The following is a 21,412-nucleotide window of genomic DNA, read 5'->3' as shown; positions in this document are numbered from 1 at the left end:
ACCTGTGAAGCAGTGAGACCGGTGCCCGCTCATACAGGGCCTCAAAAACAAAAACACCGGCCAGATGGCCGGTGTCGCATTCGTTTTGCAGTCTTGTCAGTTGACGTCAGTGCAGTGACGCCATTTCCAGTTCTGCTTCAAAGGCATTGGCAACGGCAGCTTCGCGGCTGTCTGCCAGCAGGATCGGCGTACCGTCTGCATTGAGAAGCGCGTAAAGCGTCATGTTGTCGTGCAGCGGCGGGACATCCGGAAACATTTCCTTCAGATCCCGAGCCTTGATCGGCTTGATATAGGCGACATCTCCGGTGCCCAGTTCGGTCAGTTCATCGACCGACATGAATTCGGAAAGTAGCGTGCGGTCTGCCCATGACGGGCTATTGGGGTTTTGCATCAGTCATTCTCCATATGTTGGCCGACGAGCGTTCATTCGCCGCTGGAGATTTCTATTTTTCTGATGACACGCTCCGGTTCCGGGCGTGCCAGGTCGATGGACAGGAGCCCATCTTTCAAGTCGGCTCCGAGGATCTCGATCCCCTCGGCCAGGACAAAGGCCCGCTGGAACTGACGGGCGGCAATGCCGCGATGCAGATACTGCCGGGTCTTGTCGTCTACCTGACGACCCCGGATGACCAGCTGACTCTCTTCTACCGAGACTTCAAGCTGCTCTCGTGTGAACCCTGCCACCGCCAGGGTGATCCGAATGACATCGCCTTGTTCTTCTGTTTTCGGAAGTCTCTCGATGTTATAGGGCGGATAACCGTCGTTGGCGGCCTTGGAGACGCGATCGAGCACGCGCTCGATATCGTCGAACCCGAGCATGAACGGGCTAGAAAACGCTGACATGCGTGACATCCTCAAAGTCCTTGTCGAAGCGACCTTGCGCCCGGACCCTTTCAAGGCATCCGGACCGGAACCAACTGGTTCCTTTCATGATTAAATATGGAGCTTCGTTAAAATTGATTCAAGGAGCCAGGCTTTCACCCATTTTTGCTTTCACTGTTCTGTGAATTATTCAGGAGAACGAAGACAAAATCGGGTTCTGTTTCAAGAACTTCGTGAGAGCGGATACGGCCTGGCGAACTGTTGGTTCATGACGCTCGTCCTGATGCATGACCAGCCATCGCTCGGTTTCCATGGTGTCGAACGGGCCTTCGATGCGCATCAGATCGGGATAGGCATCGCCGACAAAGGTCGGCAACAGCATGCGGGCATTGCCCTTGCGAACGAGTGAAAGAGCAAGCGAGGCCTTGTTGACGGTGACTACCGCATCAGTGCCATGGTTCTCCTTCAACCAGAGGCCCGTCGGCGAATGGGCATCGTCTTCCACTAGCCCGACCCAACCAAGCTCTGCACCCTTTGCAACCTTTGCAGCCTGATAGGCGGCATATTGGACCTTTCCAACCTTCTGTCCTGCCAACCAGGCCTGTTTGGGCCGGCTGTTGCGGATACCGATATCGATCTGCCGGCGAGCAATGTCCCGGTTTCTGAGATCCGCAAGGATTTCCGGCAGCCAGCCGGCGTCAGGGGTCCAGAAGGACGACAGGTTGTCGATGAGCAGCCGCGCGGTCCAGTCTCCCGCCGATATCCGGATCCTCCGGCAAAGGCCTTCTCCTTCTTTCCACGCATCGATGCTGCGGGCGGTCTGGTCCATATCTTCCAGGTAGCGCAGGAGATCGTGTGCGGCAGCGGTCAGCTGGTAACCTCGCGCCTCGCGCTCCACAAGGCGAACGTCGAGGCTTTTCTCCAGAGCGGCAACCCGGCGGCCGAGCGTTGCGGAACTGACGCCGGTCTTGTCAGCCGCTCCAGCAAGGCCGCCTGCTTTCGCGACAGCCAGGAACAGTCGAAGATCTTCCCAATCGATATTTCGTTTCATTTTTGAAATCTCGTTTTCAATTAGAAAACATGGGAATAGGCGCGTCTCGTGAGACTATCTGCAAATACCTCTTCAACAAAATCAAAATTGAAGGGAGCAGCATATGCTCATTCCCTATTCCTTGCCGTTGCAAATAAAACACTGTGTCAGCCGCCTGCCCGCCTGGGACGATCCTGTCAGATCGCTCTATCCGCATCATGCGGAATTCTGGCCTCAGCAGATCCCCGAACATGTCCGGCTGCTCAAACTCGGAAAGAGGCTGGCCCGTAAACGTCGTCGGCTGGCCGTGATGAGATTCCTGAGGATGTGCCTTGGTCACCCCCACAGACGGAAGAGGCCCCGGAGTATCTCCGAGGCCCCTTGCGGCAACCCGTCCGGCAAACGCGCAACAGATCGCGGCTGCGCAGGCCAGGCCCGTGTCACCGTTTCTCCGGCAGTACCGGCTACCTGACGCGGCTCAGTTCGCGACCGGGATCAGGCGGCTGCCATAAGGATTGTCGATCACCATCTTCCAGCTGCCATCGGGCTGCCGCCGCAACACGGCGATGGAAAGGCCTTCGCCTGCCACCGGTTTTCCTTCCGGATCGGTGCCGGTCATCGTCCAGGGCGCAATGTGGACAGCAAGATCGCCTTCCACGATCACTTCGTGGCCGGAATAGGTGAATTTCGGCGAAACGGAGCGGAACTGGTGAAACAGTTCGCGCGCCAGGGTGCTGTCGGACACCGGATTTCCGGGCTCGAACGCAATGCTCTGGCTTGGTTCATAGGTCTGCATCACCGTATCGATGTCTCCCTTTTCAAAGGAGGTCGTCATTTTTTCGATAAGGGTGATGACGTTCTGTTGTTCCGAACTCATGTCTTTCTTTCCTTCTGCGAGGCTGGGTTGGGAAAAGGTGACGACGGCAACGGTGGCCGCCATGGCTGCGAGCTGTTTCAACTGGGTCACGGAGGTCTTCCTTTCGATCGGCAAGGCGGTGCCAGTCCCGCCCGTTGCCGGGCTGGTTGATGCATTGTGCGATTACTGGCGGGTCTGGTTGCGTCAGTGGCCGGGGGACAGGATCTCGGTCAGCTGAACGCGGATGTCTTCAGGGCAACGTTGCCGGGGAACCGCATTCTGAAGTTCAAAGGCCTTCAGACCGTCGATCACCGATGCGACCTGCCGCCGGGCGTCGTGATAGGTTTGCGCCCCTCCGGCGGAATTGGGATAGGATCCGGGTTGAATTCGGCCGGAAGCGACGGCCGCAGGAAGCCGCTTCGGACAATTGCATTTCGCCTTTGCCGAAACGATGCCGCAGTGGCGCGAGGTAAACGCCATCACTTCCTCCCGTGCCCGCGACAACCGCTTGCGGTAGGCCGCAGGAGCAATTTCCAGAATGCTGGAAGCTTCGCCGTGTTCCAGTTCCAGGATATCGCCCAGCACATAGGCCAGTCTCAGGTCCATGGTCAGACAAAGCAGCATGGCCATGGTGCAGGAAATCCTGAGTTCATTCAGCAGAAGCACATCGTCCGGCGCCTTGGGCGGTTCCGCCACCAGGCCGTCTTCAAGGTCGGCGGCAAAAGCATCGAATGTCAGTCCGAGATCCCGGTCGCGAACCTTCTTGGCGCTCACCAGGTAGCGAACGGCCACGCGGTAAACCCAGGTCGAAAACCGGCTCTCGCCCTTGAAGGTTGAAAGTTTGGTCAGGATCAGGATGAGAATTTCCTGCGTCGCCTCGCGTGCATCTTCCGGATTGACCAGAATGCGGCGGGCCAGATGATGGATCTGGTCCTGTACGCCCTCCAGAACCCGTTCCAGAGCAATCCTGTCACCTTCCTGGGCCGCCTGGACCGTTTCCGTTTTTACGCTGATTGCCGTCATGTCGTGTTCCGTCTCTTGGTGTCTCGTAATGTTAGAGAGCGCGGGGCTGGAATGTGTGACACGTTTTTTTCATTGCGATGCAGCTTGCGTGATTCAGCTGGAAAAGCCACTCTGCCGCTCCTGCCGACGGACCCCGTTTCCGGTCCCACGACTTTACGAGCACGCCAATGACCCGCGACGAGTTTGACGCCTTCTGCAAAAAGCTTCCGGCAACCACGCATGTGATCCAATGGGGCAATGCATCGGTCTGGAAGGTTGGCGGCAAGATCTTCGCCATCTGCTCTGGTTGGGGCGAAGGCGATTTTCCGCGGTTCAGCTTCAAATGCTCCGATATTTCCTATTCCCTGCTCATCCAGCAGGAAGGAATGATCCCCGCGCCTTATCTTGCCCGTGCCAAATGGGTGCAGATGGAAGAAGAAGGCGCGCTGTCCGATGCGGACCTGAAGGCCTATATCGAAGCAGCGCACAAGATCATCGCGGCCAAGCTGACCAGGAAGCAGCAGAAGGAACTGGGTCTTGCCGGGTGAGATGGCGGGCAAATGGCGATCACTCGGCCTGCTGATGCTGGCCGAGATCGCCGCCATGAGCCTGTGGTTCATGTCCGCAGCGATCCTGCCCGATCTGACCCGTGAATTTCCCATATCCGACTTTGCCCAAGCCGCTCTCTCCAGCGCCGTCCAGATCGGCTTCGTGTTCGGCGCCGTCGCGTCGGCCTTTCTTGGCCTCGCCGACAGGATCGACCCTCGGCGGTTCTTCGCTTTCAGCGCGATCACCGCTGCCCTGTTCAACGCAAGCCTGCTGGTGGTCGAGCCGGGTGGGCTGACCTCTATCCTTGCGCGTTTTGCAACCGGCGTGCTGCTGGCTGGAGTCTATCCGGTCGGCATGAAGATCGCCGTCGGCTGGGGCCAGAAGGATCGCGGGTTTCTGGTCGGCACGCTTGTCGGCGCGCTCACCTTCGGGTCCGCCGCCCCTCATCTTCTGGCCTTGCTTGGAGGCACCGACTGGCGCTGGAGCCTGAGCGTTGCCTCTCTTGCGTCCGCTGCAGGAGGCGTGCTGTGCCTTTTTGCCGGCCTCGGGCCGTTCCATGCCAAGGCGCCCCGCATGAAGATGAAGGCCATCTTCACCGCATGGACAAACCCAAAGATCCGCTATGCCTATGCAGGCTATCTCGGCCACATGTGGGAGCTTTACGCCATGTGGGCCTGGATCGGCGTTGCCCTTGCCGTTTCCTTCTCCGCCCATATGCCCGCAGAAACCGCGATCCCGCTGTCTCGCCTGATCGCGTTTCTGACCATTGCAGCGGGTGGTGCTGCCTGCGTTGTCGCGGGGATCATGGCCGACCGCGTCGGCAAGGCGAACATCGCGATTGCCGCCATGGTCATCAGTGGCACCGCCGCGCTCGCCTCGGCCCTCACCTTCGGCGGTCCCGTCTGGCTGACAATCCTGTGCGTCCTCATCTGGGGTGCCTCCATCCTGCCGGATTCGGCCCAGTTCTCGGCCCTTGTCGCCGACTACGCTCCGCCCGACCAGGCCGGCAGCCTGATGAGCTTCCAGACCGCCCTAGGCTTCGCGCTGACTTTCTTCACGGTGCAACTGACGCCGCTTGGCGCTGAGCTGATCGGCTGGCCCGGCGTGTTTGTCCTGATGGCGATTGGCCCTGCATTCGGGATTTTGGGGATGCTCAGGCTTAAGCGACTGTAAGTACTGAAATTGCCTCGATCGGGAGAACTCACGAAAATTCTTCTAATTCGCTTGTCTCGAAATATCATATTTCCAGAAATTATTTATTTTCTCTGGCAATCCAAATTTGTATGCAATTTTATATACCTCGCCATTCCCAACCACCGATTTTTCATATATTGGCCGGGGGCACGTATTTTGATACTTCTTTGCACAAGCCAGTCTATTTACTTGATCACTAAAAACATATCGATAAGAAAATTTACATATAACTCTATTCATCTTTGCAATTAGCTCTGAATCTTTTACATCAACGTGAATAGATTTTCCTTTTACAAAATCGTTATTAACAACCGCCATACTTGAGCTAATGGGAAAAATAAATTTAAGAGGCTTCCCTCGCTGGATATGGTAAGGGAGGAACTTATTGTTATTTATAGAACCCGTGAAAAAACAAACAGGATTGTCACTAGATAGGAAATTCACCTTACTTTTATTATGTATAATCTTTGGACCACCAAAAGGAAATCCAGGTTGAAATAGTTCAATATTTGAAATAATCTTTGACATAGATGTCACACACCTATGGGGATCGATATTTAAATCAATAGTTCCCGAGTTTATTAAATCTTCGAAAGTTACTTTTTCTCCATCATTACCACCAGTTGATTTCAAATGTACATTAATCAATTCATCCGGCGGCGCAATATCGTCCGGGACGCACTCAATTACATGCCTTTTCAACAGCTCTATTATCGCGTCAAAAGTTATCGGAACTCGAACAAGCATTGAACATATAAACCGAACAAGATAACCCCAGTCTTCTTTCGTCAAAATATTTTTTACCAACATCCTATTAATAAAAGGCGTCCATTGCGATTCCACCTCTCTCGAGAAAAGGTGTTCAATAGAATTGTCGAACCTACTTTCCGCGTAAACAGGCTGAGAATACATGTATTTTGCTGTGAAGGCTTTTTCTGGTTTATTGGGAAATGTTCTTGATCCCTCCCATAGATCCATGATCTGGAGGTAATTTTCGGTGTTTGTGAAATTTGCTGAATAGCATACAGGTATGTAATGATGCTTCTTGGGCTCGCTCATTTCATCTCCTCCCAGAAAATTTATTATTAATATAGCTTTATTTTATGGAAATATTTTCGAGGTAGTAATATTTTTTGTATATCGGCAATATTATTGACTTGCTGTTCCATTTTTTGCTGATTTACGTAGTTAAAACCAGCTCAAACTCGGAAAATCCGAAATCCTTCCCGTTGATCCGGAGGCTGACCGCCTGCGTGCCTCCGTAATAGACCCGCGTTGTGATCGGCCGGATGGCGTGGCTGCGGGACAGCGTCAGCCGTTCCCCTGGAGCCAGTGTCAACTTGGTCCATTTGAACACCTTGGGCGCCAGTGTGCCGTTGGCCTTCTTGAAATGGATCAGGTAGTCGATCACCAGATCCTGCGTTTTCCTGCTGGTCGAAACCAGCTCGATGTTGAAGCCGACGGTGTCTCCATAAGCAACCTCGGCCGTCAGGACCTGCGGGCCTTCGACCCGGATCTCCGGCGGATTGAGCCCGAAGGCTTCCAGTGTTGCCGTGTGGCCCTGCTTGATCAGCGACCGGCAGGCGTGACGTACGAGTTTTTCACGGTTCCTGTCCGCCCCCTTCAGCCAACGTTTCGCGATATCGGCCACCAGTTCAGGATGGTCCTTGGCGATATCATTGAGGTGATTGGCTACGGACCGGCGAACATAGTCCTCCGGGTCGTCCTTCAGGGCTTCCAGAAGCGGAAGAGTGGGTGTGGGGTCTGCCACCAGAGCCTGGAGCCGCATGCCCCACGGCAGGCGCGGCCGGGTTCCTTCGGAAACCAGCCGGCGGACATGGACGCTCTCGTCCTTCACCCAGGGCGCCATGATGGCGAGTGCCTGGTCCTGGTCCCTGGCCAGGAAGGGGCGCACGTCGAATTCGGCCGTCGCCCGCTTGGTCATTTCCTTCAGCAGCACGAACGAAGCCTCGAAATCCTCCAGGCCACTTGCCGCAACGACCATTCCGAGCGGCATCATGCCCCATCCTCGGATACCCTGCTCGTCGCTGCCCCTGTCGAAGGCGACCTCCGTCATCGGATGCAGCATGGCCTGCAGGATGGCAAAGCGGGCAGGCAGCTCCCGTGGCAGATGATGATCCAGATGCCTCGCGATCAGGGCGGCACGCTGCTTGAGTTCCAGGCTGTCCAGCTCTTCCAGGATATCCGCTTCAAAGCCCAACCGGTCAAAATCGGCATGATGTTGCGCAACATGGCCGCCGATGCAGCGCACCAGATCCGGTGAGATGTTGTTCTTGAAGGGTTCCAAAGGTTTCTCCCTGAAGCGGTTTCGAGGTGTTTGCCAGAGCTTCGGAAGGAGTTCCAGACATCTCCTGCCGCTCTCCTGACAAGCACCGTCAGGAGGATGTTCGAATGGCCAAAAACAAAAAGCCACCCCGGTTGCCCGGGGTGGCTCTGTCCTGGTCCGGCGGCCCTCGTTAAACCGCCTCGCCTGACGTTTCCTGATCAGTCGATCCGCCGTCCGGTTTCAGCGTCGAAGTAGTGAACGTTTTCCGGAGCCGCCCGCAGATAAAGCTTCTCGCCCGGCTCATGACGGGCATGGCTCGACACGCGAACCAGGATCTCGTCGCCGCCATCGGCAAAGCTGGAATAGAGATAGCTTTCCGCGCCGACCGGCTCGAGCACGTTGACGCTGGCTTCCAGATGAAGGCCTTCGCCTTCACCGGGTGCAGTCACCACTTCGAGATGCTCCGGCCGAATACCGATGGTGTAGGCATCACGGCCCTTGGCATTGGCGCCCTTGAGGCCGGTACCGGTTGCAAGAGCAAGACCGTTCCCATCCGCCTTGACCTTCAGCAAATTCATGGCCGGCGAACCGATGAAGCTGGCCACAAAGGTGGAGGCCGGCTTGTCGTAGACATCGATCGGCGCGCCGATCTGCTCGATGTTGCCGCCGTTCAGAACCACGAGCCGGTCTGCCAGTGTCATCGCTTCCAGCTGGTCGTGGGTGACGTAGACGCTGGTGGTGCCGAGCGAGCGCTGCAGGCGCTTGATTTCGACACGCATCTGCACACGCAGCTTGGCATCAAGGTTGGACAGCGGTTCGTCGAAGAGAAAGGCCGCCGGTTCGCGCACGATGGCGCGGCCCATGGCAACGCGCTGGCGCTGGCCGCCGGAAAGTGCGCGCGGCTTGCGCTCCAGGTAGTCGCCGATTTCCAGGATGCGCGCGGCTTCCTTGACCCGGCGGTCGATCTCGTCCTTGGCCATGCCGCGGTTTTTGAGGCCGTAGGCAAGGTTGTTGTAGACCGACATGTGCGGATAGAGCGCGTAGTTCTGGAACACCATTGCGATGTCGCGATCCGCCGGATCGACGTTGTTGACGACGCGGTCGCCGATCTTGATGTCACCGGTGGTGATTTCCTCAAGGCCTGCCATCATGCGCAGCAGTGTGGACTTGCCGCAGCCGGACGGGCCGACCAGGACGATGAATTCACCGTCCGCGATGTCGATGGAAACGCCTTTGACCGCTTCCACACTGCCGCCGTAGACCTTGCGGACCTTGTCGAGAGTTATCGTTGCCATTTATCTAAAAACCTCACTTGTCGCTCTCGACGAGCCCTTTGACGAACCAGCTCTGGAAAATCACCACGATGAGCACCGGCGGCACGATGGCGAGGATCGCCAGTGCCATGGCCTCGTTGAAGTCCGGGATCTGGGCTCCGACCCAGACCTGCAGGATCTGCTTGATGCCGCGAACCAGGGTAAACAGGCTCTCGTCGGTGGTGATCAGCGTCGGCCAGAGGTACTGGTTCCAGCCATAGACGAACATGATGATGAAGATTGCCGCGATCATGGTCTGCGACAGCGGTACCAGGATGTCCTTGAAGAACTTCCAGGGACCGGCTCCGTCGATGCGGGCGGCTTCCAGCAGTTCGTCCGGTACCGACATGAAGAACTGCCGGAAGAAGAAGGTGCCGGTTGCCGAAGCGATGAGCGGCACGATCAAGCCGGAATAAGTGTTCACCATGCCGAGGGACTGGACGATTTCGTAAGACGGCAAAATGCGCACTTCCAGCGGCAGCAGGAGCGTTGCGAAGATCACCCAGAAGCAGAGGGTTGCCATCGGAAAGCGGAAATAGACGATGGCATAGGCCGCAAGCATGGAGATGACGATCTTGCCGATGGCAAAGCCAAGGCCGAGGATCATCGAGTTCTTGAGCATGACGAAGCCGTCGACTTCCTTGGTGAAGCCACCGGCCTCGAACAGGACCGTCTGATAGTTCTCGAAGAACTTGCCACCCGGCGTGAACTGGATGCCTTCCTTGTAGATGGTGATCGCATCGTGCGTACTGGTCAGAAACGCCAGCACGACAGGAGTGACCATGAAGAAGACGCCGAGAAGAAGAATGACGTGATCCGAGATCTGCAGTTTTTTCATCGTCGCCTCCCTTACGTGTAGTGCACGCGCCGCTCGATCAGGCGGAACTGGATGATTGTCAGGATGAACACCATCAGCATCAGGATCACGGACTGGGCCGAGGACCCGCCGAGGTCGTTGCCGCGGAAGCCGTCCAGGTAGACCTTGTAAACCAGGGTCACCGGGTTGTTGCCGGGCTCGTTCTTCACGATGACGTCGATGATGCCGAACGTGTCGAAGAAGGCGTAGGTGATGTTGATGATCAGCAGGAAGAAGCCGGTGGGAGCCAGCAGCGGGAAGGTAACGGTCCAGAAACGCCGGAAGCCGGACCGGCAGTCGATGCTGGCGGCTTCCTGAACGGATTTGGAAATACCCTGCAGACCGGACAGGAAGAAGATGAAGTTCACCGGGACCTGCTTCCAGACGGCGGTGACGATCATGGCGAAGCTGGTGTCGAAATAGCTTACGCCGATCTGCATCTTCCAGCCGAACAGGGCGAACAAGTCAACGATGGGGCCGACATGCTGGTCGAACAGAAGCACGCCGATCAGGCCGGCGACGGGCGGCGCAACCGCATAGACCCACATCAGCAGGGTCTTGTAGGAAGACGCACCGCGCAGAACCTTGTCTGCCTTGACCGCCAGCAGAAGAGCAAGCCCGAGCGACAGGAACGTCACGAAGAAGGTGAAGACCGCCGTGAACCGCGCCACCCGGCCGTAGTCGGTCGAGGTGATCATGTCCTTGAAATTATCGAGCCCGACATAGGTCGAGCCGAAACCGAACGGATCTTCGAGATAGAAGGAGGACTGGATCGCTTGCGCGGCCGGCCACAGGAAGAAAACCGTCACGATGCCGAGCTGCGGCAAAAGCAGCAGGTAAGGCAGCCACGGAGACTGAAACTGGACTTTTTTCATTATTTCGTTTCTCGACCACCGGGAACGATTGGCGCCGGCCTCCCCTTGTGGGACAACCTGCCCGAAACATCAGGCATTGGATCTAATGCCGGAGGCTTCATTCATTTCGCTGCGGATCGACATCCGACCACCCAGACCCCTCTGGCTAAATGTCGGTCGATCCGGGCCATAAACGCATGATATTCGACTGAATTGGTATGCGTATACAGCCACGCTCAAAGGTCGATAGGGGCGCAAGGCGCCCCTATCGGTCTGGCGACTAAGTCGAGCTTAGTTGCTGGTGGTCTTGGCGAAACGCTCAAGGAGCTTGTCGCCGTCGGCCTTGATGGTCGCGAATGCGTCATCGACGCTGGTCTCACCGGAGAAGACCTTGCCGAGTTCGCGGTTCATGACGTCGCGGATCTGGACGTAGAAGCCCATGCGGTAGCCCTTGGTCCACTCGCCGCCTTCCAGGGAAAGCTGCTGGATGCCGACTTCAGCTGCCGGAGTGCGCTCGTAGTGGCCGTCCTTCTTGGCCAGCTCATAGGCAGCTTCGGTGACCGGCACGTAACCGGTTTCCTTGTGCCACATGTACTGGACTTCCGGAGAGGTCAGATATTCGAAGAACGATGCAACGCAGTTGTTTTCTTCAGCCGGCTTGCCGGACATTGCAAACAGAGCCGCGCCACCGATGAAGGAAGCCTTGTTGGCGCCTTCAACTGCTTCCCAGTAAGGCAGGTAGGTTGCGGAGAACGGGAAGTCGACCGTGTCGGCGATGCCGCCGAAGGACCCGGAAGAACCGATCCACAGAGCCACTTTGCCTTCGTTGAACGGGGTCTGGTTGTCACCCCAGCCGGTGCCGTAGTAGCCGAACAGACCTTCGTCGAGCCACTTCTTGGCAGCCTTGAAATGGTTCTTGATCGGCTCGCCGAAGACCAGCTCGGTGCCTTCTGCGCCGTCGTAACCGTTGTTGTTGGTTGCGAACTGCAGGTTATGACGGGACTTGAAGTTCTCGACGAATTCCCACGGCAGGTGCGACTGAACGAGCGGCACGTAACCGGCTTCCTTCAGCTTCGGAGCGATTGCTTCGAACTCTTCGTAGGTCTTCGGAGCTTCGACACCGGCCTTCTTCATCGCATCGTCGTTGATGTAGAGGATCGGAGCGGAGGAGTTGAACGGCATGCCGATCATCTTGCCGTTGCTGTCGGCATAGAAATAACGGACACCGGCGATGTAATCTTCGATGTTGAACTCGGCACCGCTCTCGTTGAGCAGGTCTTCAACCGGAACGACAGCACCCTTGGCACCGATGATGGTGGCGGCGCCAGCGTCGAACACCTGCAGGATGTTCGGCTGTTCGCCAGCGCGGAACGCTGCGATGCCGGCGGTCAGGGTTTCTTCGTAGGTGCCCTTGAATACCGGCGTGATCTGGCAGGCGTCCTGGGATCCGTTGTAGCCGTTGGAAATTTCGACAACCACTTCGCCGAGCTTGCCGCCCATGGCGTGCCACCAGGTGATGTCAGTGGCCGCATAAGAAGCGGAGGACGTGCCCAGGAGGGCGGCCGCAGCCACGAGGCTGGCGACGGTCTTGCGATAAGCCATGTTCATTTGCTCCCATCTAGCAGGGCGTCTTTGCCCCGGTCAGCAGTTGGTTCTCTCTCGGTGCCGAAATGGCTTCATCGGCACCCGAAACGATAACGCCTGCGTTTCGTATTGTTTTCATATGAACGTTATATGACGCTCATATGAACATTAAAAGACGCCTTGACCGCGTCCGCAAGAGGGAACGCAGGAAATTTGAAGAATCCCGACCCTTGATGGGATCCAGGGCTGCATTTCCGGCGGAAGCCAAGTTCTCGTCCGACAGTAAAAGCGTGCCCCCGGACACGGCTCCACCCTTGCCGCAATCCCGGCTAATGCTGGACTTTTTGCAGAATTTAGTTGGCTCATATGAAACTGTTCAGTCGTTCATATGAACTCTTGGTGACATTCACCGGCCTGTGGAAAGTGCAGATTTTTTCAATCGCTTGCAGGCCCGAAGCCGGAGCTGCGGACACGGCAAGGCACTTTGCGGGTGCTTGTCAGATACCTTGATGATGCTTTTGGCGCCTCAGGCGTCCTGTCCGAAGATCCGGCGTTTCGTGCTTTCGGAAGAATGCAGGATCTTGTTGTGGAGATAATGCTTGGCCCGCTTCTCCAGAAACCGGAAGGCGTATTCCAGCTTGCCCTTGAGGCTCCGCCGGGGCTTCGGCCCTGGTGTCAGGTGTTTGTGGATCCGCCCCTCGTCGCAGAGCTGCTGGACCCACTGCTTTTCCGCATCCCAGTCGTGGGTGTGCTGCTTGCCCTGATGGGTGAAGCCGAAGAGGTGAATTTCGGCGTCCGGCAGAACATCCAGGAATTCGGCGATGATGGACGCGCCCGATGTCGGGTTGCTGCGGTCGAACGGATCGAATCTCTTCAGGTGTTCCCGCGCCTTGTTCGTCGGGCCGAACCCGAGATAGCGCGGCTTGCATTCGCGCGCGAACAGCCAGTCGACCTCGCCGTTCTCCTTTATGTCGTTCACCCAGACTTCCGGCGCGCGTTCCAGGGCAAGCGGGTTGATCCGCTTCGACATATAGACCCGGGCCCGGTTGAGCATCAGAACGTCGACCCGCTGGCCCGCAATCCCGAGGGCCGGCGCACTGTTGAAGCGCAGCACCAGGTCCGCCTTGTCGATTTCCGGCGCATCGGCCTCGGAAATCGGTCCGTTGCCGACGATGGAAATCGTCCTGATCTTCCGGCCGTCCAGAAGGCTGCTGGTCATTGGTGCTTTCCTGCCTGTTGTGCCGGGCGTATAGCAACCCGGCTCGTGCCCGGCAACGGCTGTTTGGAATGGATACTGACCGTATCCGGTTCCGCAAACGGCTTCCATGAGTTAGGCTTTGCTCAACCGATTGCTACAGACGATCCTTGCATGTCCTTGAAATTTTCCTCCGTCTTTCCGTTGAAACACGCCCGCGCGCACGAAGTGTGCGGCGACAGCGCGTTGAGCTTTGCCGCGATCGCCGCCGGAATGGCCAAGGGGGCCGTCGTGTGGATTTCGGAAGACTGGCGCCCGACGGTGAACCCGGAAGGCCTTGCGGCCTACTGCGATCCGGGCCGGCTGCTTCTGACCCGCGCCGGCAACCAGCTGACTGCTCTGGCAAGTGCGGAAACCGCGCTCAGGTCCGGCGCCGCCGGGCTGGTGGTGGCTGAACTTTCCGGCACCGTCGGACTGACGGAGGGCCGCCGGCTGCAGCTGGCGGCCGAGGCCGGACGCACCACGGCCATCCTGCTGATCCCGGAAGGCGCGGGCAGCAATGCCGCCGAAACCCGCTGGCGCAGCACCTGTCTTCCGGCCCAATCCGCCCCCTCTTCCGGTCTTGCACCGGAGCCTCGTCAAAATGGTCACGACTCGACTCATTGGCGCTGGTCGCTTATAAAGAACAAAATAGGAACATTGTCGGAATGGGTAGTACGTTGGGATGCAGCGGCGCATCGTGTCATTGTGGTTTCCGAGGCTGGCGGCTGAGCGCTCCCTGCGTGCCCGGCCCGTCGACGCACCCTTTGCGCTGAGCCTCTTCGACCGCAATTCCGAACGCCTTTACGACCTGTGCCCGCGTGCCGAAAGCTTCGGTCTCAACCGCGGCATGACGCTGGTTCACGCGCGCAGCTTCTGCCCCGGTCTGCTGACCCGCCCGGCGGACCCGGCCGCCGACCAGCGTTTCCTGAGGCTGCTGGCCCGGTGGGCGACCCGCTACTGCCCATGGGTGGGCCTTGACGGGCGCAACGGCCTCTTTCTCGATATCACCGGCTCGGCCCATCTGCTTGGCGGCGAGGAACCGCTGCTGGACGATATCCGTGCCCGGCTCGCCCGGGCGGGGCTCACCGCCCGGCTCGGCCTTGCCGATACCCCGGGAACGGCCTGGGCGCTGTCCCGGTTTGCCGAAGGCATTGCCGGGACCGGCGAGACCCTTGCCCGCATCGGCCCGTTGCCCTTGTCGGCCCTGCGGCTGTCCGACCAGACCTGCACCAGTCTGGAACGGCTCGGCATCGCCACGGTTTCGCAGCTCTACAATCTGCCGCGCGCCACTGTTGCCCGGCGATACGAGCCTGATGTCCTGCGCCGTCTCGACCAGGCGCTGGGGGCGCTGCCCGAGCAGATTTCTCCCCTTGGCGAGGAGCCGGGCTTTGCCGTGCGCATGACCCTGCCCGACCCGATCGGCCTTCTGGACGATGTCATGGCCGCCGCCCGCCGGCTGACCGCGCATCTGTGCCAACGGCTCGACACCGCGCAGAAGGGCGCACGCAGCCTGAAGCTGACCTTTCGCCGGGTCGATCAGGAAAACCAGGCGGTGGAACTGAAACTCGCCCGGCCGATGCGCGACCCGGAACGGATCCTGGCCCTGTTCGAGCGCGGGGTCAGCGCGGTCGATGCGGGCTATGGCATCGACATGATCCGCCTGGAGGCAACCGAGGTGGAACCTCTCGGCATGCGCCAGCTGGACCGCACCGAGGGACTGGAGAAGGACGGGCTCGACGATCTCATCACCCAGCTCGGCAACCGGGTGGGCCTCGACAACATCCTGCGGTTTCAGCCGGTCGACAGCCACATTCCCGAGCGCAGCTTCAAGCTGGTGCCCGCCGCCTACAGCCGCCCGGCGCAAGCCTGGCCCGCCAACCGTCCGCGACCGATCCGCCTGTTCGCGCCCGAGCCGATTTCCGGCACCGGCTTCGAACCGCCCCGGCGCTTTCGCTGGCGCGGCCGGGCCCTGACCGTGTTCGAGGCCGAGGGGCCGGAACGGATCACCCCCGCCTGGTGGGACCTGGACGACAGCTGGGCCAAGGGCCTGCGCGACTACTGGCGCATTGCCACCCACCAGGGCCAGCGCCTGTGGCTGTTCCACACGCCCCAGCACCCGGCCTGGTTCGTGCAAGGGGAGTTCGGCTGATGGTCTTCCGCAGTCTGCGCCCCGCCTCTATCGCCTTCCCGGTCCTGGGCTCCCCGATCCTGGGCTCGCAGATCCTGGGCTCCCCGGTCCCGGATCTCCGCTGCGCTGCGTCCGGGATGACGGCGGAGAAGAAGGTTGTTGTTCCGGCTCTCCCCGCCCCTTGCCCGGTGCCCTCCCGGACGAGCATCGCAAGACCCGGGGTGCACTCATTTGCAGAGCGGTACCGGCAGGGGCTTCCGGTGCCTGAAGGGCAAGCGGACCGGCGGTTGAGACCGGGCTTTGCGCTTTTGCTTTGCCAGGACGGCACGCGGGGACACGGGCATCCCGCGCATCTGTCCTGCAAGGACAGCTTTGGAAAGAACAGGGAGGCTTGCCGATGAGCGTGCTTCCGTCGCCTGACGATTTCCGGCCCGAGCCGGTCCGCTATGCGGAGCTGGCCGTGACGTCGAATTTTTCGTTCCTGCGGGGGGCCTCCCATCCGGAGGAGCTGGTGACCCGTGCCGCGATGCTCAATCTCGATGCGGTTGCCATTACCGACCGCAATTCGCTGGCCGGGGTTGTCCGGGCCTATTCGGCGCTGAAGGAGATCAAGCGGGCGGCGGCCGAGGAAGGCGTTCAGATCCGCTCGCATTCGCAGATCGACACCTCCTCCCGCAAGGAGACGAACACGAGCCCGCCCCTGCCTGCCCCGCAGACGCTGAAGCTGCCGCGGCTGATCGTCGGTGCGCGGCTTTGCCTGCAGGACAGCCCGCTGCACTGGGTGGCGCTGCCGACCGACCGGGCCGCCTATGAGCGGCTGAGCCAGTTGCTTACCCTCGGCAAGCGACGCGCGGAAAAGGGCGAGTGTCACCTGAATTTCTCCGACCTGATGAACGCCTGCAAGGGCATGATCCTGATTGCCCTGCCGCAGCCGGAGATGGCGCGCGAGACAATTTGTGAGACGGCTAAGGATCACATTCGCCGCCTGCGCCAGGAAGCGCCGGGACATGTGTTTCTGGGCGCGGCGCCGCGCTATGACGGCACCGACCAGGCCTGGTTCCGCACCTGCGCCCGCGCGGCGCATTCGCTTGCCGCGCCGATGGTCGCCGTCGGCGATGTGATGATGCACCATGCCGGCCGGCGCCGGCTGGCCGACGTGCTGACCTGCCTGCGCGAAGGCTGCACCATCGACGATATCGGCACACGGGCCCTGCCCAATGGCGAACGCCGGCTGAAGGCGCCGGAGGACATGGCCAGGCTGTTCCGCCACCATCCGGCGGCCCTTCGCCGGACCCTTGAGATCGCCACCCGCTGCAGCTTCGATCTGTCCGAACTTTCCTACCAGTATCCGGACGAGATCACGGGCAACGAACCGCCCCAGGAGCGGCTGGAACGGCTGACCTACGAGGGGCTGGAGAGGCGGTATCCCGCGGGCGTGCCGGACCATGCGCTGGCGCTGGCGGAAAAGGAACTGAAGCTGATCCGCAAACTTGCCTTCGCCGCCTATTTCCTGACCGTGCATGACATCATCCGCTTTGCCCGCAGCAAGAACATCCTGTGCCAGGGGCGCGGCTCGGCGGCCAATTCCATCATCTGCTATGCGCTCGGCATCACCGATGTGGGGCCGGAAACCATCACCATGGTGTCGGAGCGTTTCATCTCCGAACACCGGGGCGAGCCGCCGGACATCGACGTCGATTTCGAGCATGAGCGCCGCGAGGAGGTGATCCAGTATGTCTATGAAAAATACGGCCGCCACCGCGCCGGGCTCTGCGCCACGGTGATCCACTTCCGCACCCGCGCGGCGATCCGCGAGGTCGGCAAGGTGATGGGCCTGAATGCGGATGTCACCGCCGCGCTGGCCGGGCAGATCTGGGGCAGCTCCAGCAAGGGGCCGGAAGAAACGCGGATGAAGGAGATCGGGCTCGATCTCGACAATCCGCGCGTTCGCCAGACCATCGAGCTGATCCGCGAAATCATCGGCTTTCCGCGCCATCTCAGCCAGCATGTCGGCGGTTTCGTGATCACGCAGGGGCGGCTCGACGCGCTCTGCCCGATCGAGAACGCGGCCATGGAAAACCGCACGGTGATCGAATGGGACAAGGACGATATCGACGCGCTCGGCATCCTGAAGGTGGATCTGCTCAGCCTCGGCATGCTGACCTGCATCCGCAAGTGCTTCGAGCTGATCGACACCCACCACGGCCAGGAACTGACACTCGGCACCGTGCCCCAGGCCGACAGGAAGACCTATGACATGCTGTGCGTGGCCGATGCCATCGGCGTCTTTCAGGTGGAAAGCCGGGCGCAGATGAATTTCCTGCCGCGCATGCGCCCGCGCCAGTTCTACGACCTTGTCATCGAGGTGGCGATCGTGCGCCCCGGCCCGATCCAGGGCGGCATGGTGCACCCTTACATCAACCGCCGCCAGGGCCGGGAGAAGGTCACCTTCCCCTCAAAGGCGCTGGAGGAGGTGCTGGGCAAGACGCTTGGCGTGCCGCTGTTCCAGGAACAGGCGATGCAGATCGCCGTGGTCGCCGCCGGGTTCACACCGTCGGAAGCCGACAAGCTGCGCCGCTCCATGGCCACCTTCCGGCGCATGGGCACCATCGGGCAGCTGAAGGACAAGTTCATCTCCGGCATGCTGGAGCGCGGCTACGAGCTGGAATTCGCCCAGAACTGCTTCGGCCAGATCGAGGGGTTCGGCGAATACGGCTTTCCGGAAAGCCATGCCGCCGCCTTTGCCATGCTGGCCTATGTCTCGGCCTATCTGAAATGCCACTTCCCGGCCGAGTTCGCCTGCGCGCTGCTGAATGCCCAGCCGATGGGCTTTTATGCCCCGGCGCAGATCGTGCGCGATGCCCGCGAGCACCAGGTGGAGGTGCGCCCCGTGTGCGTCAACACCAGCCTGTGGGACAACACCCTGGAGCGGCGCAGCGACGGCGCGCTGGCGCTGCGCCTGGGGTTTCGCCAGATCAAGGGCCTGCGCGAGGAGGACGCGGCCTGGATCGTCGCGGCCCGCGGCAACGGCTATCCGGACACGGAAACCCTGTGGCTGCGCACCGGCGTCATGCCGGCCACGCTGGAGCGACTGGCCGAAGCCGATGCCTTTGCCGGCATGGGGCTCAGCCGCCGGGCGGCGCTCTGGCAGGTGAAGACCATCCGCAGCCCCAAACCGCTGCCGCTCTTCAACGACCCCATCGACGGCGAGGCGATCTTCGAGCCGGATGTCCTCCTGCCCGCCATGCATCTGGGTCAGGAAGTGGTGGAGGATTACCTGTCCACCCGGCTGACCCTGCGCGCCCACCCGATGGAACTGCTGCGCCCGCATATCCCGCATCTGACCCCGCATGACCGGCTGGCGGCGCTGACCCCGCGCGAGGCGCGCCGCGTTTCCGTCTGCGGGCTGGTGATCACCCGCCAGCGCCCGGGCACGGCCTCGGGCGTGATCTTCCTGACGCTGGAGGACGAGACCGGCGTTTCCAACGTGGTTGTCTGGCCGAAGATGTACGAGAAATTCCGGACCGCCGTTCTCGGCGGACGGCTCCTCAAGGTCACCGGCCGGCTGGAGCGCGAAGGCATGGTCGTTCACCTGATCGCCGACCACATAGAAGACCGCTCCCGCGACCTGTCCCTTCTGGGCCACCCCAACGACGACGTTCTGGGCCAGACAACCACCAAGACCGACGACGTGCCGGAGCATCTGAAATCGGACGCACAACGCACCCGCGCCATGCACCCGCGCGAACAGGCCAAGCGGCTGTTTCCGAGCCGGGATTTCCATTGAGGGGGGATGGGTGGGGACTGGAAGTTCGATGCGATGAACACGAATGGCCTGCTTACCTAAAAAATTAGGGAAGAAGGCGCATACAAATATAGCGGCTACTCAATGCCAGCTCCCCTTCGCTCATGAACGTCGACTTTGCATAAAAGCTGTGCCGCGACGAGCGGACAGAGATTGGATGGCTACCTTGGGAGGTGAAAATGGTGCCTCATACAGAATTCAAGCTGCTGCTGCGTAGCATCTAGAACAAAGTTACGGCAATGCTAACTAGACTGGCCAATACGGCGATAATGCTTATTGCTTTGAATGCAGAGCTGTTGTGCACCTTCTCGACAAGCTCTGGCGCCTGGCGCAAAAAAATAAGCATCCGTGCAGAACGGCCAAACAGTCTTACAGCTTCATCAGGCGCAGGAATGATGGCATCGTCGCGGGTAACACCGAGCAAGCGCGGTGCTCCAATGCGCATCTCTCGCGTGAGATAGAGTATGTCTTCGCGAAGTTCCTCCTCAAGGCGTCCTTCTGAGATGGCTTCCAGCGCCGGAGCTGCATCGGTGATGGTCTGCAAGTCCTCGTCAGTTAACTCGCGCTGCGCCTGTTGCTGCAAAATCTCCCGGTTCTCGGCAACCGAGGGGTCGGTGGCCCGAATACCTTGAGCACCTTCCCGAAGCGCATTGATAAGCGCTTCATTTTCTTTAGAGGGGGGAAGTTCACCAACTGCAATTTGCCGTACTAAAGTCGCATGAACCGATGTGAAATCCATCTCGACACGTTGAGGATCATTCGCGTATATGGCGACTGTGCGTCGCAACTTGCGAATCTCAAAGGACTGTTCGTTCAAACCATTGCTAGGGTTTGCAAGCACATCTTCTATGGCATCGTAGACTTGGCCAAGTGTCGCGCCAAGCAAATCAGGTTTGGCGATCTCCCTTGCGACAACATCGAATGCACCGCTTACTTCGTTGAAAATCAGGTCTTCTGCGAGCGGCAAGCGTTGATTTATGGTTTCAGCGTCGTCACTCTCCTCATTTTCGTTGGGCCCATCTCCAAAGTCATAATCCTCCTCATCTGCGATAGGCGACCAGTCGAAAAGGCCCTCTTCGTCCACGATTTCTTGCGCTGCTTCCTGGATGATCTCAAACGGGTAGTCGCCGCTAAAATTATCTTGAAGCGCTTCGTCGGGTGTCGTGGGGCCGCCATATATCCACTGATACCCTCCCTCTCGCGAGTCGTGGGGTAAAGACTGCGCTGGATCCTCGTAGTTTTCGAAGAACCAGTCTTTCATGGCGGTCTTGGCGTCTTCGAAAGTTTCTGGGACTGCTACCTCGTCCACGTCATTATCGAACTCTTCTTCGGGCTCTGGTTCGTGCACGATCTCGACCGATATATCTTCGAGTAATTTATGGCCATTCGTATCCACCTTTGGATCGCTGAAAAAACCAACTGGATACTCTGACATTTCCCAGCTGATATTGCCGAGGTCCCCATCGTCCCAATCAGCCTTCCACAGGGTGCTTGGCCCCATGCCTTCTTCCGAGCTGGAGACCGGCTCCCAGTAGATATCGTTGGCGTCAATCTCATGAATTTCACCGGTCTCTTTATGGAGCAAGACAGCTTTCCCAGTGACCTTAATTCTCAATTGTCTCTTCCTGCAAAATATCGTGCATGAATTTATATAGATTTACGTATCTTACCAGCTTCCGAAACTGGTTTTGTCAGACGCATTATAGCATTGAACAAGGTCGTTCTTCGCTAAATTACGATGCCCGAGCTACATGGATTGGATGCTATTCAAAAGCGAGATCTCCGGAGCAGATTTCCGCCTTACGAGCCATGCCGCAACATCTGCCAACGAATAGTTTGAAGAGATCCGTCCTAGCGCTTCGTCTGTCACCCAAGTGTAAGCGCGAATTTCTCGG

18 protein-coding genes are annotated in these 21,412 nt (G+C 59.1%); 5 read left to right on the top strand and 13 right to left on the bottom strand.

Annotation, left to right across the window (positions count from 1 at the left end; genetic code table 11):
• Window positions 1-106 precede the first annotated feature (106 nt).
• The 5 genes from Q666_RS45220 to Q666_RS45200 all read right to left on the bottom strand — a co-directional run bounded on the left by Q666_RS45220 (window position 107) and on the right by Q666_RS45200 (window position 3,731).
• Window positions 107-391, bottom strand: a complete 285-nt coding sequence (locus Q666_RS45220) for a DUF1150 domain-containing protein (RefSeq protein ID WP_031268868.1) — start codon at window positions 389-391, stop codon at window positions 107-109.
• 32 nt (window positions 392-423) lie between these two features.
• Entirely contained in the window at window positions 424-852 is a 429-nt protein-coding gene (locus Q666_RS45215) for an Hsp20 family protein (RefSeq protein ID WP_031268867.1), read from the bottom strand.
• A gap of 160 nt (window positions 853-1,012) precedes the next feature.
• Window positions 1,013-1,873 (bottom strand): LysR family transcriptional regulator, encoded by an 861-nt coding sequence (locus Q666_RS45210; protein ID WP_022999638.1) that lies wholly within the window; start codon window positions 1,871-1,873, stop codon window positions 1,013-1,015.
• A 457-nt stretch (window positions 1,874-2,330) separates the two neighbouring features.
• Window positions 2,331-2,819, bottom strand: coding sequence for a DUF4440 domain-containing protein (locus Q666_RS64825; RefSeq protein WP_152533323.1), 489 nt, complete (start codon window positions 2,817-2,819; stop codon window positions 2,331-2,333).
• Window positions 2,820-2,912: 93 nt separating this feature from the next.
• Entirely contained in the window at window positions 2,913-3,731 is an 819-nt protein-coding gene (locus Q666_RS45200) for an RNA polymerase sigma factor (protein WP_022999635.1), read from the bottom strand.
• Window positions 3,732-3,898: 167 nt separating this feature from the next.
• On the opposite strand from Q666_RS45200, the gene Q666_RS45195 reads away from it, so the two are divergent.
• Window positions 3,899-4,258 carry an MmcQ/YjbR family DNA-binding protein gene (locus tag Q666_RS45195; RefSeq protein WP_022999634.1) on the top strand — a complete coding sequence of 120 codons (360 nt, stop codon included), beginning with the start codon at window positions 3,899-3,901 and terminating at the stop codon, window positions 4,256-4,258.
• Window positions 4,248-5,432, top strand: a complete 1,185-nt coding sequence (locus Q666_RS45190; RefSeq protein WP_208993844.1) for an MFS transporter — start codon at window positions 4,248-4,250, stop codon at window positions 5,430-5,432. The genes Q666_RS45195 and Q666_RS45190 overlap by 11 nt, the downstream gene beginning before the upstream one ends.
• 42 nt (window positions 5,433-5,474) lie before the next feature.
• Here Q666_RS45190 and Q666_RS65505 read toward each other — a convergent pair whose 3' ends face one another.
• The 7 genes from Q666_RS65505 to Q666_RS45160 form a co-directional block, all read right to left on the bottom strand.
• Entirely contained in the window at window positions 5,475-6,512 is a 1,038-nt protein-coding gene (locus tag Q666_RS65505) for a DUF4238 domain-containing protein (protein ID WP_081713241.1), read from the bottom strand.
• A 121-nt stretch (window positions 6,513-6,633) separates the two neighbouring features.
• Window positions 6,634-7,761, bottom strand: a complete 1,128-nt coding sequence (locus tag Q666_RS45185; RefSeq protein ID WP_022999632.1) for a DNA alkylation repair protein — start codon at window positions 7,759-7,761, stop codon at window positions 6,634-6,636.
• A gap of 197 nt (window positions 7,762-7,958) precedes the next feature.
• Entirely contained in the window at window positions 7,959-9,035 is a 1,077-nt protein-coding gene (locus tag Q666_RS45180) for a sn-glycerol-3-phosphate import ATP-binding protein UgpC (protein ID WP_022999631.1), read from the bottom strand.
• A 13-nt stretch (window positions 9,036-9,048) separates the two neighbouring features.
• On the bottom strand, window positions 9,049-9,891 hold the full coding sequence (gene ugpE, locus Q666_RS45175; RefSeq protein WP_022999630.1) for a sn-glycerol-3-phosphate ABC transporter permease UgpE: 843 nt from the start codon (window positions 9,889-9,891) through the stop codon (window positions 9,049-9,051).
• Window positions 9,892-9,902: 11 nt separating this feature from the next.
• A complete protein-coding gene (locus tag Q666_RS45170; RefSeq protein WP_022999629.1) occupies window positions 9,903-10,784 on the bottom strand; it encodes an ABC transporter permease subunit in 882 nt (293 codons plus the stop codon).
• A gap of 270 nt (window positions 10,785-11,054) precedes the next feature.
• Window positions 11,055-12,365, bottom strand: coding sequence for an extracellular solute-binding protein (locus Q666_RS45165; RefSeq protein WP_031268865.1), 1,311 nt, complete (start codon window positions 12,363-12,365; stop codon window positions 11,055-11,057).
• 508 nt (window positions 12,366-12,873) lie between these two features.
• A complete protein-coding gene (locus Q666_RS45160; protein WP_022999627.1) occupies window positions 12,874-13,566 on the bottom strand; it encodes a hypothetical protein in 693 nt (230 codons plus the stop codon).
• A gap of 150 nt (window positions 13,567-13,716) precedes the next feature.
• Here Q666_RS45160 and Q666_RS45155 point away from each other — a divergent pair, with 150 nt between their 5' ends.
• From Q666_RS45155 to Q666_RS45140, 3 genes are all read left to right on the top strand, one after another.
• Entirely contained in the window at window positions 13,717-14,313 is a 597-nt protein-coding gene (locus Q666_RS45155; RefSeq protein WP_022999626.1) for a hypothetical protein, read from the top strand.
• Window positions 14,267-15,733: a DNA polymerase Y family protein gene (locus tag Q666_RS45150; RefSeq protein WP_022999625.1), complete on the top strand. Its 1,467-nt coding sequence runs from the start codon at window positions 14,267-14,269 to the stop codon at window positions 15,731-15,733. Before Q666_RS45155 ends, Q666_RS45150 begins: the two co-directional genes overlap by 47 nt.
• A 376-nt stretch (window positions 15,734-16,109) precedes the next feature.
• Window positions 16,110-19,499, top strand: coding sequence for an error-prone DNA polymerase (locus Q666_RS45140; protein ID WP_022999623.1), 3,390 nt, complete (start codon window positions 16,110-16,112; stop codon window positions 19,497-19,499).
• Window positions 19,500-19,737: 238 nt separating this feature from the next.
• Here Q666_RS45140 and Q666_RS66390 read toward each other — a convergent pair whose 3' ends face one another.
• Entirely contained in the window at window positions 19,738-21,102 is a 1,365-nt protein-coding gene (locus tag Q666_RS66390) for a hypothetical protein (RefSeq protein ID WP_152533322.1), read from the bottom strand.
• Window positions 21,103-21,412 lie beyond the last annotated feature (310 nt).

This window comes from Labrenzia sp. C1B70 (assembly GCF_000475395.1).
GTDB lineage: Bacteria > Pseudomonadota > Alphaproteobacteria > Rhizobiales > Stappiaceae > Roseibium > Roseibium algicola.
The sequence above is the reverse complement of the archived record's forward strand: the minus strand, read 5'-3'. Positions and strand labels throughout refer to the sequence as shown.

Coding starts and splice junctions, on each gene's coding strand:
- Q666_RS45220 (WP_031268868.1), bottom strand. CDS start 391: ATGCAAAACCCCAATAGCCCGTCATGGGCAGACCGCACGCTACTTTCC.
- Q666_RS45150 (WP_022999625.1), top strand. CDS start 14,267: ATGCAGCGGCGCATCGTGTCATTGTGGTTTCCGAGGCTGGCGGCTGAG.
- Q666_RS45210 (WP_022999638.1), bottom strand. CDS start 1,873: ATGAAACGAAATATCGATTGGGAAGATCTTCGACTGTTCCTGGCTGTC.
- Q666_RS45165 (WP_031268865.1), bottom strand. CDS start 12,365: ATGGCTTATCGCAAGACCGTCGCCAGCCTCGTGGCTGCGGCCGCCCTC.
- Q666_RS45200 (WP_022999635.1), bottom strand. CDS start 3,731: ATGACGGCAATCAGCGTAAAAACGGAAACGGTCCAGGCGGCCCAGGAA.
- Q666_RS45180 (WP_022999631.1), bottom strand. CDS start 9,035: ATGGCAACGATAACTCTCGACAAGGTCCGCAAGGTCTACGGCGGCAGT.
- Q666_RS45155 (WP_022999626.1), top strand. CDS start 13,717: ATGTCCTTGAAATTTTCCTCCGTCTTTCCGTTGAAACACGCCCGCGCG.
- ugpE (WP_022999630.1), bottom strand. CDS start 9,891: ATGAAAAAACTGCAGATCTCGGATCACGTCATTCTTCTTCTCGGCGTC.
- Q666_RS45140 (WP_022999623.1), top strand. CDS start 16,110: ATGAGCGTGCTTCCGTCGCCTGACGATTTCCGGCCCGAGCCGGTCCGC.
- Q666_RS45170 (WP_022999629.1), bottom strand. CDS start 10,784: ATGAAAAAAGTCCAGTTTCAGTCTCCGTGGCTGCCTTACCTGCTGCTT.
- Q666_RS65505 (WP_081713241.1), bottom strand. CDS start 6,512: ATGAGCGAGCCCAAGAAGCATCATTACATACCTGTATGCTATTCAGCA.
- Q666_RS45195 (WP_022999634.1), top strand. CDS start 3,899: ATGACCCGCGACGAGTTTGACGCCTTCTGCAAAAAGCTTCCGGCAACC.
- Q666_RS45215 (WP_031268867.1), bottom strand. CDS start 852: ATGTCACGCATGTCAGCGTTTTCTAGCCCGTTCATGCTCGGGTTCGAC.
- Q666_RS45160 (WP_022999627.1), bottom strand. CDS start 13,566: ATGACCAGCAGCCTTCTGGACGGCCGGAAGATCAGGACGATTTCCATC.